Source organism: Mariniflexile ostreae (genome assembly GCF_042427585.1).
In the GTDB taxonomy this organism is placed as follows: Bacteria; Bacteroidota; Bacteroidia; order Flavobacteriales; family Flavobacteriaceae; genus Pseudalgibacter; species Pseudalgibacter ostreae.
Genome location: NZ_JBHMFC010000028.1, coordinates 46,126 through 61,304 on the forward strand (window position 1 = coordinate 46,126; position 15,179 = coordinate 61,304).

General features: G+C 30.9%; 13 protein-coding genes. 5 read left to right on the top strand and 8 right to left on the bottom strand.

The window, feature by feature from the left end; translation table 11 throughout:
* The first annotated feature begins 128 nt into the window (after positions 1-128).
* The 5 genes from ACFFU9_RS08090 to ACFFU9_RS08110 all read left to right on the top strand — a co-directional run bounded on the left by ACFFU9_RS08090 (position 129) and on the right by ACFFU9_RS08110 (position 4,940).
* Complete coding sequence (locus ACFFU9_RS08090; protein WP_379860896.1) at positions 129-428, top strand: helix-turn-helix domain-containing protein; 300 nt, start codon at positions 129-131, stop codon at positions 426-428.
* Positions 409-1,686, top strand: coding sequence for a DUF3987 domain-containing protein (locus ACFFU9_RS08095; RefSeq protein ID WP_379860897.1), 1,278 nt, complete (start codon positions 409-411; stop codon positions 1,684-1,686). Before ACFFU9_RS08090 ends, ACFFU9_RS08095 begins: the two co-directional genes overlap by 20 nt.
* A gap of 82 nt (positions 1,687-1,768) precedes the next feature.
* Positions 1,769-2,980 carry a site-specific integrase gene (locus tag ACFFU9_RS08100; protein ID WP_379860898.1) on the top strand — a complete coding sequence of 404 codons (1,212 nt, stop codon included), beginning with the start codon at positions 1,769-1,771 and terminating at the stop codon, positions 2,978-2,980.
* A gap of 90 nt (positions 2,981-3,070) precedes the next feature.
* Positions 3,071-3,934, top strand: coding sequence for an AAA family ATPase (locus tag ACFFU9_RS08105; RefSeq protein ID WP_379860899.1), 864 nt, complete (start codon positions 3,071-3,073; stop codon positions 3,932-3,934).
* Positions 3,906-4,940 carry a DUF3871 family protein gene (locus tag ACFFU9_RS08110; protein ID WP_379860900.1) on the top strand — a complete coding sequence of 345 codons (1,035 nt, stop codon included), beginning with the start codon at positions 3,906-3,908 and terminating at the stop codon, positions 4,938-4,940. The genes ACFFU9_RS08105 and ACFFU9_RS08110 overlap by 29 nt, the downstream gene beginning before the upstream one ends.
* A 35-nt stretch (positions 4,941-4,975) precedes the next feature.
* Here the strand turns inward: ACFFU9_RS08110 and ACFFU9_RS08115 are convergent, their stop codons facing one another.
* The 8 genes from ACFFU9_RS08115 to ACFFU9_RS08150 all read right to left on the bottom strand — a co-directional run bounded on the left by ACFFU9_RS08115 (position 4,976) and on the right by ACFFU9_RS08150 (position 15,087).
* Positions 4,976-6,070, bottom strand: a complete 1,095-nt coding sequence (locus tag ACFFU9_RS08115; RefSeq protein WP_379860901.1) for a HigA family addiction module antitoxin — start codon at positions 6,068-6,070, stop codon at positions 4,976-4,978.
* 12 nt (positions 6,071-6,082) lie between these two features.
* Entirely contained in the window at positions 6,083-6,415 is a 333-nt protein-coding gene (locus ACFFU9_RS08120; RefSeq protein WP_379860902.1) for a type II toxin-antitoxin system RelE/ParE family toxin, read from the bottom strand.
* Between the two features lie 87 nt (positions 6,416-6,502).
* On the bottom strand, positions 6,503-7,945 hold the full coding sequence (locus ACFFU9_RS08125) for a 5-methylcytosine restriction system specificity protein McrC (protein ID WP_379860903.1): 1,443 nt from the start codon (positions 7,943-7,945) through the stop codon (positions 6,503-6,505).
* 3 nt (positions 7,946-7,948) lie between these two features.
* On the bottom strand, positions 7,949-10,054 hold the full coding sequence (locus ACFFU9_RS08130; RefSeq protein WP_379860904.1) for an McrB family protein: 2,106 nt from the start codon (positions 10,052-10,054) through the stop codon (positions 7,949-7,951).
* A 23-nt stretch (positions 10,055-10,077) separates the two neighbouring features.
* A complete protein-coding gene (locus ACFFU9_RS08135; protein ID WP_379860905.1) occupies positions 10,078-11,100 on the bottom strand; it encodes an HNH endonuclease signature motif containing protein in 1,023 nt (340 codons plus the stop codon).
* Positions 11,100-12,827 carry a restriction system-associated AAA family ATPase gene (locus ACFFU9_RS08140; protein ID WP_379860906.1) on the bottom strand — a complete coding sequence of 576 codons (1,728 nt, stop codon included), beginning with the start codon at positions 12,825-12,827 and terminating at the stop codon, positions 11,100-11,102. Before ACFFU9_RS08140 ends, ACFFU9_RS08135 begins: the two co-directional genes overlap by 1 nt.
* A complete protein-coding gene (locus tag ACFFU9_RS08145) occupies positions 12,824-14,206 on the bottom strand; it encodes a restriction endonuclease subunit S (protein WP_379860907.1) in 1,383 nt (460 codons plus the stop codon). Before ACFFU9_RS08145 ends, ACFFU9_RS08140 begins: the two co-directional genes overlap by 4 nt.
* Entirely contained in the window at positions 14,203-15,087 is an 885-nt protein-coding gene (locus tag ACFFU9_RS08150; RefSeq protein ID WP_379860909.1) for an HsdM family class I SAM-dependent methyltransferase, read from the bottom strand. The genes ACFFU9_RS08145 and ACFFU9_RS08150 overlap by 4 nt, the downstream gene beginning before the upstream one ends.
* Between the last annotated feature and the right edge of the window lie 92 nt (positions 15,088-15,179).

Below are 15,179 nucleotides of genomic sequence, written 5' to 3' on the forward strand. Positions count from 1 at the left end.
ACCCATCTACAAAATTGAAGTCTTTCTACAGATTTTAAATTTCTTCTACAATCCATCTATTCAATTCTTTGTGCTTTTAATCAGATACCCAAATTGAATGAGCTCAAGGTGTCACAAAAATTAATATTATGAAAGGTATAATGAATGCCAATGAAAAAAATCTCCAAACAGTACAGATGATTGTACACAAGGAGATACTGAGTTTTAAAGAAGCACTAATTTATTTAGATGTAAGTGAATCCACTTTATACAAATTGACCGCAAATAAAGCTATTGAATTTACTAAGCCTAATGGCGGTAAAATTTATTTCAAGAAGTTAGAATTAGATAATTGGATGTTACAAAATGAATCAAAGAGTAAACGAGCTTCAGAAGAAGAAGTTTTTAATCATTTAAAAAGAAATGGTCATGGTAAGAAAACTAATTGATAAAAGTATTTATAACAGGCTGCCAGAACCATTACAAATCCTTACTGAACCTTTCGAGGGTAGAGAAAAGGATATTGTTCTGTTGTCCAGTTTAGGAGTCTTAAGTAACTGTTTCCCAAATGTTTTTGGTATTTATGATGGCGATACTATTTATCCTCATTTATATTTAATGATAATTGCGCCAGCAGCATCGGGTAAAGGGGTAATGAACCATTCTAGGTTATTGATAGAGAAAATTCATGATAAAATATTAAGTGAAAGTAGAACTCAATATTTAATTTGTGAAGAAAGTAAAAAGAACAAAAAAAAGGATAAGGATATAGAACCATGTCCAAATTTAGAAGTTAAAATTCTACCGGCTAACATTAGTAGTGCTGAAATGTATTCGTATTTAGGTTCAAGCAAACATGGTTTACTTATAATGGAATCAGAGGCTGATACCATGAGTAATATGCTTAAGAACGATTGGAGTAACTATTCGGATGTTCTTAGGAAGGCATTTCAGCATGAACCCGTATCCATAAGTAGAAAAATTGAAAAGGTTTTTGAGGACATAAAAGAACCTAAATTATCTATTGTGCTTAGTGGTACGCCTGACCAAGTCCAGCCTTTAGTTAAATCCAAAGAAAACGGGTTGTATTCAAGATTTATAGTTTACAATTTTGATGAAATTTCGGAGTTTAAAAATGTCTTTGATGTTAAGGCAAGAGATAATAAAACTATTTTTAAAGAGATGGGTAATAAAGTGTTTAATTTCTATAATGAATTGGAAAACCTTGGAAGTCCCGTAGAATTCTGTTTCACAGAAAACCAAACGAATAAGTTCTTTAGTAATTTAAGACCTATTAGTACAGATATTATTGAAAATCACACAGAATCTTTTATACCTAACTTAAGAAGGCATGGTTTAATTCTTTTTAGAATAGCAATGATATTAACTGTTCTAAGAAATAGGTCTAATATCAAAAAGGATGAAAAATTGATTTGTTCTAATACTGATTTTTTAATTGCATTAAACTTGATGAAAAGGTTATTAAGGCATAGTCAATTTACTTTTAATACAATGGAATCAGGAGGTTTGTCGTTGCAAGATGAAAATATTTTAGATGATTTAAATTCACCTTTTACTAGGCAAGATGCTATTAAGATAGGAGTAAAATACGACATACCTAAAAGGACTATAGATGATAAGTTAGTCCAATGGAAAACAAAAAAATACATTTTAAAGCACAGTAGGGGTAAATACAAGAAATGCTAATGTAAGTATGTAATTACTGCAACAACTGTAATAACTGCCTCTATACTGAGGCAGTTTATTTCAAAATTTAAAACAAAAAAAGATGATACGAGCAACAATTAAATTGATGCTTGATGGGAAGCCTATGGCTAATGGCAAGTATGCTGTTTACTTGAGAATTCTGAAAGATAGAAAGCAAAAGAAAATCAGTTTAGGACTATATTGTAATGTAGAGCATTTTGTGAATGAATCGTTTACAAAACACCATCCAAGCTATCAAACAGAAAATGAAGTTTTATTAAACCTAAAAGCAAGAGCATTAAAAATAATTAGAGAATTCAAACTCAATCAAACAGATTTCACATTAGAAGATTTTGAAGAAGCGTTTAGAGGGACTAAAAAGCAAGATGAAATATATGTAATTGGTTTCTTTAATGAAATTATAGATGAAATGACGAGGTCTGGAAGAATAAGTAATGGAAAAGCCTATCAAAGCACGAGAGATTCGATAATTAAATTTAGTGGAAAGAAGATTAAATTTAAGGAAATGACTACTACCTTTTTAGAGAAATATGAAGTTTTTCTTAGAGAAAACGGAAACCAAAATGGTGGAATAGTTTTTAAGATGAAAGAGCTTAAAGCGTTGTTTAACAAAGCCAGAAAAAGAGGGTTGATACCTAAAGAACCATATCCTTTTGAAAATTATCAGATTTCAAAGCTTAAATCGAACATATCTAAAAGAGCATTAACAATTGAAGAGTTTAAGAAGATTAGAGATGTTGATTTAAGCGATTACCCACATTTAGTAGAGGCACATAATTACTTTATGTTTTCAGTTTATGCTAGGGGTATGAATTTTAAAGATATGATGCATTTGAAATGGTCAGATATACAAAACAATAGAATTCATTATACTAGGGCGAAGACCAAAGGGAAATTTAATTTAGAAATCATCGATAATGCTCAAGAGATTATTAATTATTATAGGGGTCAAAAAAGACCAACAAATTATGTGTTTCCCATTCTGTTACATGAAAATTTAACTCCGATGCAGATACATTATAGAAAGCAAAAAGTATTAAGAGCGTACAATCTTCGACTTAAGGAAATAGCTAAATTAGTTGGTGTGGAAACAAGGCTGACGTCTTATGTGGCTAGACATAGTTTTGCTACCATTCTGAAAATGAGCGGAACACCAATTGAAAAGATTTCTGAAATGATGGGTCATGCAGATGTAAGCATAACCATGAGTTACTTAAAAGAATTTTCAAATGAAGATCTAGACTCGGAAAACAGAAAGTTTATGGACTTATAACTTTAAACAAAACATTCATTTTATAACAGGTTAATTTCGGAAGGGATTAGCCTGTTTTCATTTAAATATTAATCATTAAATAATTTTATTATGGAATTAAGAAAATCCGAAAGAAAACAAGCAAAAATTAAAATGGCTCTTCAAGGAAGTAGTGGCTGTGGGAAGAGTTTAAGCGCTCTTTTACTTGCTAAAGGACTAACTAATGACCAGCTGGATAAAGTGGCTGTTGTTGATACAGAAAACGGTTCAGCGGACCTTTATGCTCATGTAGGTAACTACAATGTATTACCATTACAACCACCTTATACACCAGAGAAATTCATTGAAGCAATAGAGGTTTGTGAAAAAGCAGGAATGGAAGTGATAATTTTGGATTCCATCTCTCAAGTATGGGATGAATTGATAGACTATCATTCAAAACTACCTGGCAATTCTTTTACAAACTGGAACAAGGTAACTCCACGACAAAAAGCTTTTATTAATAAGATTTTACAATGTAATGCTCATGTTATAGCAACCATGAGGACAAAACAAGAATATGTACTACAACAAAAAGATGGTAAATATGTTCCTGAAAAAGTAGGACTTAAAGCGGTACAAAGAGATGATGTTTCTTATGAGTTTACTATTGTATTTGATATAGATATTAAACACTTTGCTTTAGCGAGTAAAGACAGAACCAATTTGTTTTCTGGTAAGCCAGAATTTATGATAAATACTTACACAGGAAAACGCATATTAGAATGGTGTACTTCCCCTATAAAAGAAGAAGATGTAAAACAGAAAATAGAAGACTGTTTATCTGTTAGTCAGTTAATGGAACTGTATAAACAACATCCTAGTTTTCAGTTGCCATTAAAAGCTTTGTTTCAAGCTAAAAAAGATTTGTTAGAAAAGTTAGTTAACCCACAAAATTTTAGTCAAAATGGAAATAGTATCAGTAACAGAGCTTAACAAGCAACGTCATGGAGTATTTAATTTGCTTGAAGGTCAGTCACAAACTGTACATCATTTGCAAATACCTTCAGAAAATAAAATATATCCACAAAATCCATTTATGGAGGCTAACACAAAAGAGGTTAGCCTTTCTACTTTAAAGCATGATTGCATCATTCCTGTTTTTTCAAAAGATAACGAAAAAACATTAGCACATCAGGAGTTTATAGAGATAGCTCAAGATTGTGTTGGTAAGGTGTTTTCGCATCATACAGTTGAAGTGCCAGAAGTAAGGGTTTCTCATCAAATTAAGGGCAGAACTGCTGATGCAATTTATAAGCCCGTAAAGGAACTTTTAGACCACGAGAAAACCCAGTATTTTGAAAGGATGGCTTTTATCATTAGAATTCCATCTATAACAGAAAACATTAATGGAAATGATGTTGCTTTAACAGTAGGTGGAGTGCGAGCATACAACCAAGAAAACCTATATAACAAAAAAACTTATGAGAAGTTTAAGTTTTTTGTAGGTTTTCAAAATATGGTGTGCTGTAATTTATGTATTTCTACAGATGGATATCAAGATGAAATGCGAGTTGGGAACTATTCTGAATTACAATCTAAAATCATGGATTTAATGGAGAACTATAATGCCCAATCACACTTACAGGAAATGAAGCAGTTATCTCAACAAAGTATCACTGAAAAACAATTTGCTCAACTTATAGGGAGGGCAAGATTATATAACTTTTTACCTAAAGAGGAAAAATCTCAGATTCCAGAATTAATGCTTAATGATGGGCAGATTTCTACAGTAGCTAAGGATTATTATTTGGATAATAGCTTTTGTAGAAACGAGAATGGAGACATCAATCTATGGAAAGTATATAATCTCTTCACAGGGGCTAATAAGAGCTCTTATATAGACTCTTTTCTATCAAGGAATGTCAATGCCTTTGATTTTACAAAGGGTTTGGCTAATGCTATCAATGATGACTCTAAACATCGTTGGTTTTTGAGTTGAGTGTATACACCCTGTTTAATTACGGGGTGTATTTTTTATTTAACAGTAAAATCAATAGGCTTACACAAGTGATTACCCAAACCAAAAGGGACTAACTTTAAGTGCTGTAGTCTGCCTATAATGACAGCAGGATGAGTTTTAAATTTGTTAGCGTAAGTAATTACATCGCTTACTGTTAATTTTTGATTGTTTATTATTTCTTGTTCTTCTGCTTTAGTTAAAAGAATGTTTGCAGAGAACTCATTTGCTTCATTCTCATAAACTTGATTTTCACCATCATATTCAATATTTTCTATTGATATATATTTTTTACCATGTAATAGAATGTGACCAATTTCATGGAAAAAAGTAAACCAGAAAATATCATTTCTTCTGTATCTGCCACTTAATTGTACTAAGGGAGTGTCTCCAAGCCACCTAGTAGAGCCATGTATAGGTGCTTTAGGTAAACAAGGCGTGTGTACAACCTTTAAACCGACACCTTTACATAGTTTTTTTATTTGGATAAAGAAATCAAGAGGTTGTATAGCCATTATTTTCTTTAGCTCTGGTAAAATTTTATTTAAGCTATTTTTATTAAATTCAGGAACTACTAATTCTTTAGCCTGTATTTCTCCTTGTCTTAGCCATGCTGCTATGGCTCCTGCATTTTCATTATTTCTTAAGGAGATTCGGAAATTAACTAAAAGTTTCTGATTGAAATAGAAGTCGTGATAACCTTTAGTGTTAGAAACTTCAAAATAATCATATAAATTTATAACCTTAACTTCTTTTTTTAATGTTGGTTCAACCCAACCTAGTGATGCCATTTTTGCGTAAGGGAATTGTTTAGACCATTCTATTCCTTCATCAATAGTTTTTTGATACTCTATTCGTGCAGAGTATTCATCATAGTTTTTTTGTCGGTTAATCCAAAAGTGTGCTGGGATTTTTAAAACTTGTTCAAATAGAATAGCCATTTCAGGAGTAATACTACTCTTTCCATTCAAGACATCTGAAATTGTTTTTTCAGGCTTACCTGTTCTAACTGCAAACTCTTTCGCTCCCATTTCTTTTTCAGATAATATTTCAGATAAAGTAGTTCCTGGGTGTGAGACAGATTGCGGATAATATTGGTTTATTGTTGCCATTTGTGTGTGTTTTTAGTGATAATCTTCAATTTCAATTAACTCAACTCCCTTTATCTCTATCCAGAGATATTGACCATTTTCATTTTCAGGAATAGGATCTTCAAGAGGTTCAAAAATTAATCTGTAAGGGTGGACTAAATTACATGCCCACTGCCCCTTTCTATTTCCAATTAATTCATGATACTTTCCGGGTAAATATCTAACATCTTCTAGATTTTTGGCTGCTGTTAAGTCATCAAGTCTTTGCTTAAACAGTTGTGCTTCTCGTTTTCCTAATTTTCTTTCTGCTAAACTATCATTGTTAGCATACTTCTTCAAGTTGTTATTACCAAACGTAATCTTCATGCAAATATAATATTTTTGTTAACAGAAAGTGTTAATTAAAATTTAATTTTTGTTGATAAGTCAAATATTTAATTTTGGAATTGTTTTCTATACTGTTTTTAAATGGGTTAATATGACATTATTTATAACATTTTCTAACCGAAACAAGAATTCATTTTCTTTTTCATTAATATCAGAGATACTCATTTCTTCATTAACTAAAATACCATCTACAATAAATTTAGTATCTATGTTTGGATTACCAAATAACCTATCAGAATGAGTAGTATCTACATTAATTTGATTAGATAGGGGGTAAATTAAACCACCTGCAATAACATCAGGTTGGTAATACTGAATATAAGAATGAATTTGATAGAAATCACTTCTATCTACATCTGAATAATTACTCAGGTTTTTATGAAGCCTCATTTTTTTAAACTTGGCATCAAAGACTACTATTTGATTGGTTTTTTTATGTTTCATTACTAAATCGGGAAACATTTTACGTTTATAAAACATTTTTTTGTAGACATTCAACTCCTCTTGACCAGTTATATACCAATCCTTAAAATAACGACTTAATAGCTTTTCTAGGTAAACCTCAAATAGTTGAGATATGTCGAATAGATAACCATTTGTGGATAGTTTATTGTCGATTTTAGATACTAGTAAGTTTTGTTCTTTCAGTATGATTTCAGCATAACCTATTGTTTTTTTAAAGTTAGAATACATAGGATTTTGCAATACTACATGATGTTTTGCTTTTTCTATTATAGCAGCTTGAGGAAAGACACCTGAATAATTTTGTTTAAGTAACTGATAGACACCTAATATTTTTTTATGTATTTCTTTGCCAAACTTCTTTTCAAGTGCCTTACAGGCTAGGTATAATACATCTATAATATCTTGAACATAAATTTGTTCCCTATAGATTGAGGTTAACTTTCCTGTAAACGGAATATCTTGTTTTAAATATGCGTTTAAATCAATTTTACCACGAACCTTATTACTTCTTTGTGTAATAGATTGATAGACTTTAGGTAAGCCTAGAACTGCTGATTTCTCTAATGATTGGATAAACAGAAAGGCTATAATGTTTTGAAACTCATTAGTTTCTTCTGTCTTATCAGCTTTAGTCGATTGGTTATCAATGTAGATTTCGTTAACAAAGTTCAACATTCGTTTTAAAAAAGTATCTCCGTAGGGTGTTACTATATTAAACTGAACGTCTTTATGGTAAATTGTTCCTGCAAATAAACCTGTTTGAATAATATATTTTTTCTCTTCGGTATTACTCTCTTTTGCGTATAATTTTAGTATGAGTTGTTCTTCATCTTCAAGTTTGTTCTTCTGTTCCTTAAATCCAAAGATTTTGATTTGTTGAAGGCTTTCCTTTTTACTTGTAAAATGATAAGTTGAAGAGAAAATATGTTGCTTGATATAATCTGTGTCCTTTTTAATTTTTGCACCAAACTCTTCCTTTAATTGGCTTTCAACTAATGGTTTTTCTTCATAAAAATTATGATTTGTTGGTACATTTATTTTCATCTATTATTTACTAATAGGATTTATAAAAACAGTTAAAGCTTCTTCTAATTTATTTTCAAGTTGACTTTCAGCAAACATAGACCTTAAGTATTCTTTAAGTGTAGGTTTTAAATGTAAATTGAATAACACTTTTAAATTTTTAGAAGAGATAGTTCTACTACTAGCAATATCTGTAATCTTCATAAAAAATGAATGACCGAATTCATAAGATTTCCCCATACCTAATTCTTCACTTATAAAATCATTGAGGTTTTTACATGATTTGGAATATTTTTCAATGTTATGAAAATCATCCCCGTTTCTAAATTTCACATCATTTTCAATTACCTCATAATCGCAATCCTTTCTTATCCATTTAAAACGTCTTCTTAAGGCTAAATCAAAGGCATCTATACTTTTATCTACATCATTCATCATGCCTATAAAAAACACGTTTTTAGGCACTCCAAAATAAGCATTGTTCTCAACTAGATGATAGGCTAAGCTTTCATTTTCTGAATTCTCTTTAATCATATCTTCAATTAAAGCTGAATATTGTGTTTTTATAAGATTTTCATCATTAATACCATCATGTCTATAATCTTTCTCAATACACAAAAGGGTTTCACCGAAGACCGAAGATAAGTTTGCTCTATTAATTTCGTCTACAACAAAATAATAGTCCTTATCAAGATTGTCCTTTGCTCTTTTGCAAAAGCGTTTAAAGATGCCATCAACTAATTCAAATTTAATGTTTCCATTATCTGTAACACCTTTAGGTTTGATACCTTCAATAAAATCTTCATAGGTAAATGATGGGTGGAACTGAACAAATTCATATTTACTTCTATCTCCTTGACATAAGAAGTCCAAACTTTTTTTTATTGCATGAGTTTTACCTGTACCAGGAGGACCATATAATATTACATTTGGTGAATTTTCGTCGGCATAACTTTTGTAATTACAAAACTGCCACAAAAAGCGTGATGCTAAAACACCTATTACCCTATCAGTGTCATTTAAACCAAGTATCTTTTTTGTAACTAATTTAATGGCATGATTTTTTCCAAAATTAGTAACTTCATCACCTTCAATAAACATGTCATAAAGTGTATCTATCCAATCATCAGAATAGATATAAACAAAAGAATTTACTTCATCTAAAACAGCCATTTTTCTTAAAATTTGTTTAGCTGCATATCCGCAGTTGTCCACCAATGTGATCTTCTCTATTATATATTTGGAATTAACAATACTTGTAATTAATGGTTTTATACTATTATTAAATTCTATTTCAGCTTCTTCTCTCGAAGCATTGGGATTACTTTTACCAATAGTATAAGTATCGTCATCATTTAGTTTTACGCCAAAATTTATGGCATTCCCAGGTTTGGATGAACCAAAAATATATTTAGTGGTACGCTCCAAAAAATTACATAAATAGCCACCAGGCATGGTTGCAGATTCATTATATAATCTATTGGTGTAATCATCAATTGTGAAGCTACCATCAACAATCTTTAACTTGTATTGATTCCAACTTTTTAATAAGATATCAATATCCTTATTGATTGTACTAATTTGTTCTACTGAATACGATTCTTTAAACTTAAGCCACAAGTTTATAATATCTCGTTGTCTTTCCAAAGTTGGTTTTATATGTTCCATAAGATTATCATTCTTTGCTTGTATGTGCCATTGTTTAATAAAGTAATTGGTTGCATTATTTCCTTGGCATAATGTTAATGTGCCTGGAGCTTGGATATGTTTGCTTTCATATTTTTTTAAGCTTCTTTCAAGAAGATTACTATCTCTAGATTCATCAAAAATTGCTATCAGTTCTACCTTTCTTCTTAAAGTGAACCAATCAAAATTATAATCTGCTGTTTTATCTATATATGCATCGCCCAATATTTTCACTAAAGCAACAGGGGTTATAGTATCACGAACCATTACTATATCTCCAATCTCTATGTCATTTTTAAAAATACCCGGATCTGGAACTGGATTTCCATTTTTGTCATTCCAAGTCTCTCCTAAACCAATCGCTTCTTTGGTTTTAATAACCTCTATGAGTGTTTGAACAGATAACTTATCATCTGGTTGCATTTGAGTGTGCCAGTAGTTCATAGAAAATAGAGATTTATTTATTTTTATGCACAGGTTTGTAAAAAGGTATCATCCTTTTTAAGGACTTTTAAAAAAGCAATCTTCAAGAATTTTTTATCATCATAGTAATCATGTTCATAATCTTCGATAAGGTAATCTATAGTATTTATAAATGTCCAATCTGCTTTTAATTTGAGGAATTTTTTATGCCTACGCCTTATCTTGGTTAGAAAAGTTTTTGAAAAACCTTTGATTTGATTACTATACCTTTCTTCTATATCAAATAACCAATTCCAAGTTTCTATTTTCGGAGTGTTACCAATAAAAGTAATTTTAAAATTATTAAGTTCAATATCTAACCTCTCTTCATTCACTCCAAGAATGAAATCAGAATTTATTTCAATTGTATGTTCTTCTGTTGAGAAAGGGTAAAAAACTACTCTATTTTTTTCTATTGGGTCTTTGGCTTTTTTTCTATCAGAGTTACATTTATAGCATAAAGGAACCAAATTTTGGAAGTTAACACTTGCGAATGGATATTTTGACTTGGGCAAGTAGTGGTCGTAAGCCTCTCTGTACTTACTTTCAAAAGATTCAAAATCTATTAAGCCACAGCAAGGACAAGTAATGAAATCATTATGTTTTATTAACGCTTTGTAATAGTCCATTTTATCACCAGCAACTTTTCCTTTATCTAAAAGTGTTTCATAACACCATTTAAACAATGGTTTAATTTCGTCATTAACTACTTTAGGTAATTGATTAAGATAGATAGGAATACCTCCATTACATAAAACCTCGATAGAATTATTAGTTGTAAAAGCTTGTTTTGTTAAATTCTTTTGCTCTTCTGTAAGCCCTTTAAATAATATATAAATACGTTCAACTTCACTTTTAAGCGTCACCTCTTTTTTGACAGAGTAATTATAGATAACTTTAAATTCATCCTGAAGCTTGTCTTCACATAAATCATTACAAGCCTCACACCACACATTACAGACAAGGTGTTCTAAAAGTGTATTTAGTGTAAAAACATCATGTTGAATAGGGTCGTATAGTCTAAGCATTAATCTTTAGGATTTATACGGTTTAACTTGGTTAAAACAATGTCTTTTTCGATGGAAGAACCTAGTATTCTTAATTTATGCTTGGCTTGGTCAACATCCTTTTTAGTTTTTATTTCATCAAAAGTAATATCTAGTAATTCCTGCTTAGACCAGTCTCCAATAGATTGGTTATAATCAAACAGTTCATCTAGAATATCCTCTACAGAAGCGCCAAAGGTGTTAAACTCCAGCTCTTTTGCACTTTTTGCTTCTACCAATTCGGTTTCTTTATTTCTGTCAAAGAAAATAACATTGTTAGGCATGCAATCCGAAATTATAAAAGGCGAATGAGATGTAAGAATGACATCTTTTAATAAATGAACATTGAAATCACCGTTGGGTAAATTCTTCAATCTACCAGCATGAATACTATCGTTTAAAATTTTAATAAACTTAGCCCTCCAAGATGGATTAAAATGCGTTTCAGGTTCGTCTAAAAGCAAAAGGGTTCTACGGTCTTTTAGCATTAAACAAATACCTATAGTATGTAAAAATTGTTGTTCACCATCTGAAAACTCCCGTAACAATAATGCTTTAGGTTCTTTTTTACCTTTTATCTTTTTTAGAATTTTATAATCTAGAAAATGGAAAACGGTATCTATGGGGGCTGCACCAGGCAGTTTTCCCTTAGTGTAAAATCCTTTGGAGCTGTAAACTTCTTCCTTGATGCTTTCTGATACAATATTTGAGTTTAGCTCATACAACACTTGAAAGAAGCGAAAGAGTTCAAAGGAGGTGCTAAAATGCGTTTTAAAAGCTGTCTTTGTAGCTTCATCTGCATAAAAATCTAAAGAAATAATATTTGGAGGAAATTCTCTAGTAGTACCTCCATGACCTTGCAAAAAATTTGTTTCATAACAAGATGTAGAACAAAGTTTTAGTTTTTCAATTATCTGATAAATATGTTCAAGAATCGGATGTTTAATGGCATTGCTTTTTTCTTTTTTAAAGGAGAGAAAATGATTGGTTAATTTAATTGAAAAACTTTGTAATTTTAGGATTCCTAATTCCTTTTTTAAAGGTTTCAGTGTGTTTTTGTCTTCAAACAAAAGCGCTGCTAATAACACAGCTTGACTCATTCCTTCGTCTATATAAATTAAACTGGATTCAGGTTCGACAAATATTTCATTCTTTTTATAGTCTTCACAGTATTTATCGAAATTGATTAATCGATTTTTTATGAACGGTAGACTTAGTATTTCGTTTTCTCCTGAAGAATAAGCTACGACTAAATCAGGAAGGTACAACTTTGCCCCTTCATTATTTTCGGTTTGATTTAACGGCATAGTTAAATCAGGAACTTCGTCTGTTAATCTTGAATAAACAAAAATAGTTGGTGGCGTTTTTCGCTCTTTTATAATGACAATTTTTACTAAATTATTAGAAGTACTCGGATACTCATTTTTTTTACCAATTAAGTATTCTAAAGTGTAGGCATCTGGCGTACTGATGTGTCGTTTAAAGTGCTTATCAAAACTTTGAGGACGAAATTTTGATACACAAAACTCTAAATGATAAAAGATAGCAGCTAAGGCTTCTAACACATTCGATTTTCCGCTACCATTTAAACCTGCAAAACAAAAAGGTTGAAAGGTATCCATAGAATCTGTATTCTTATGGAAGTCTATTCGAAAGCCTTCGTGCAAACTTCTAAACTCGTCTTGTATGTGGAGTTTTAAAAGCTTCATGCTAGTTTCATTTTTACTGCTGAATTTTTTGTATCATACTCTTGTTCGATAGCTCCTTCTTTAAGCATCTGAAAAGCTACTTGTTTGGCTTGTTGGTATTGGGCTTGGGTTTCAAAATCTTGAGAGTCTAAGCGTTCTAATAAGCGACTAGCATAAACTGTAGCAATATCTCTAATGTCATTGTTTTCTTTATCTATATCTATAGCCGCTAATAACACATCTAACTCTGCATCTACATTGAAATTAAGTTGACCATTAAAGGCACGTTGTAACAAACTATCATACAAGTTTTCTAAATCATTTTTTGATTGGGTTAGGGTTTCTTTTTGTACTTGTATGTTAAGATAAATAGTTTCGAATTGGTTTTGGAGTGAGATTGGAGGTGTAATAATTGGAATTGATTTTATGTCAATTAAATGTAAATGTTTAACTGCAACTCCTTTCGTTCTTCTTTTGTATAAAAAAAGAACAGCTTCACTTTCTAAGAATGCTAATAAGAATGAATTATTTAATCTATCTCTTTTGTACTTAATTAGAGCCAAACTTTCAAAGACAGAAAATTTAAAATCTACATCAATAATTGCTGGCTGTCCTAGACTACCACTTTTAGTTAGTAAAATATCACCTTTTTCAACATTACATCTTTTATTTATAAATGTTGATTCTTCTTCGCTTACATACTTAATATCATCCCAATATATTTTATTTCCTTTGAGATTCTTAGCAGAAATAAAGGGAATACCTTCATTTAAATACTTTGGAGTTTTATGTGTACCATCTGTTATTTTAGTACATAAATCGATAAATTTATTTATTTCCCATCCCTTAGGATTCAAAACAGGGTCTCCAAACATATCCAAAAACTGTGCTCTTAATAGAACATCTAATAATGCAATACTTTTTTCTCTTTCTTGCACCAAAGCACTAGCTTTGTCTAGTAAGGTTACTATTTTGTTTTGGGTTGGTAGGTCTGGAACTTCTACTTCATATTTTTTTAGGTCATTAACCGAAACATTTTTTATAACAGCATCTTTTCCTTTATCTGAAATTCTTTCTATTACATTAGATATTTGATAGTAAACCCAATCAATATTTACATCCTCTTTTGGAGTTACTCTTACTATCCGCTGATTTAACAATGCTTTTTCACCAACCCATTTATAAGTTTTTATAGTGCCTGAAAGACTTACTAATATATCTCCTTCATTTACAAAATATTTAGGGTCATAATCTTCTTCCCAATCCCAGTATTTAAAATCGGTTGCATTAGGTTTCATATTATTTATCCTAATTATAGGAATTCCCTCTTCTTTAAACTTAGAAGCTTTCCATGCGTTTCCTGAATGGAAATCACATATTTCACCTAATTTCTGTATCATCTTATCAAGTCATTTAATTCTTGCATATCTGCTAAAATGCCTTGTTCCATTTCCATTAATTTGGCTAAAATCTCTTTTGGAGGGTCGTAACTTTGCTCTGTGTATTCATATTCTTTATAGCGATTATAACTAAGGTCTAAGTCGTTTTCTTGTATTTCATCTAAGGGTACAAAAAAGTGGTTTTTACGGTCTGAGTAATCAGCTGTTTTTCTAACGACATATTCGCTCTTCACTATAGGTAGTGGGTTTTCTTTGAGTTTTCTGCGGTTATCATCTAAACTATACCCATCATTTTCTAAAGCATAAAACCAAACTTTATCGGTATGCCAAGTTTTACTATCTTCTTCCACTTTGGTAAATACTAAAATAGCTGTTTTTACTCCTGTGTAAGGTTTGAAGGCACCTGCTGGCAAGGAAATAACTGCTTCTAGTTGGTTATCCTTTAACAGTATTTCTCTAGTAGCTTTTTGGGCTTTAGAACCACCAAACAAAACACCTTCAGGAATTATAACAGCTCCTTTACCACCTGAGCGTAGCATTTTAGAAATACGAGCTAGAAATAATAATTCGGTAGAACCCGTATCAATACCTAAATCAGGGTTTACATCTCCTTTGTCTAGCTTGCCTGTAAATGGCGGATTAGCTAATACAATATCATAATCACCTGTTTCATTATAGTTTTTACTCAAAGAGTCTTTATACTCAATATGTGGGTTGTCTATACCGTGCATCATAAGGTTCATCAGTCCCAAACGTACCATAGTGGTGTCTATATCAAAACCATAAAAGCTATCGTTTAATATTTTTTTGTTTTTATCATCTAATACAGAAGAAATAGTAGCTCTCTCAAAACCATCTTCATCTTCTTGTAATGAAGTGATTTAAACTTTTTTAAAAAAAAATGAGAAGGGTTGTGGATATTTGTGTTGCGAAACATAAATAACTAAATCACAACCCTATATGTACTCAGTAC

Excerpts from the sequence above, each read along its gene's own strand:
- ACFFU9_RS08125 (WP_379860903.1), bottom strand. The coding sequence starts at position 7,945 with ATGAAAATAAATGTACCAACAAATCATAATTTTTATGAAGAAAAACCA.
- ACFFU9_RS08140 (WP_379860906.1), bottom strand. The coding sequence starts at position 12,827 with ATGAAGCTTTTAAAACTCCACATACAAGACGAGTTTAGAAGTTTGCAC.
- ACFFU9_RS08130 (WP_379860904.1), bottom strand. The coding sequence starts at position 10,054 with ATGAACTACTGGCACACTCAAATGCAACCAGATGATAAGTTATCTGTT.
- ACFFU9_RS08090 (WP_379860896.1), top strand. The coding sequence starts at position 129 with ATGAAAGGTATAATGAATGCCAATGAAAAAAATCTCCAAACAGTACAG.
- ACFFU9_RS08145 (WP_379860907.1), bottom strand. The coding sequence starts at position 14,206 with ATGATACAGAAATTAGGTGAAATATGTGATTTCCATTCAGGAAACGCA.
- ACFFU9_RS08105 (WP_379860899.1), top strand. The coding sequence starts at position 3,071 with ATGGAATTAAGAAAATCCGAAAGAAAACAAGCAAAAATTAAAATGGCT.
- ACFFU9_RS08115 (WP_379860901.1), bottom strand. The coding sequence starts at position 6,070 with ATGGCAACAATAAACCAATATTATCCGCAATCTGTCTCACACCCAGGA.
- ACFFU9_RS08095 (WP_379860897.1), top strand. The coding sequence starts at position 409 with ATGGTAAGAAAACTAATTGATAAAAGTATTTATAACAGGCTGCCAGAA.
- ACFFU9_RS08110 (WP_379860900.1), top strand. The coding sequence starts at position 3,906 with ATGGAAATAGTATCAGTAACAGAGCTTAACAAGCAACGTCATGGAGTA.
- ACFFU9_RS08120 (WP_379860902.1), bottom strand. The coding sequence starts at position 6,415 with ATGAAGATTACGTTTGGTAATAACAACTTGAAGAAGTATGCTAACAAT.
- ACFFU9_RS08135 (WP_379860905.1), bottom strand. The coding sequence starts at position 11,100 with ATGCTTAGACTATACGACCCTATTCAACATGATGTTTTTACACTAAAT.
- ACFFU9_RS08100 (WP_379860898.1), top strand. The coding sequence starts at position 1,769 with ATGATACGAGCAACAATTAAATTGATGCTTGATGGGAAGCCTATGGCT.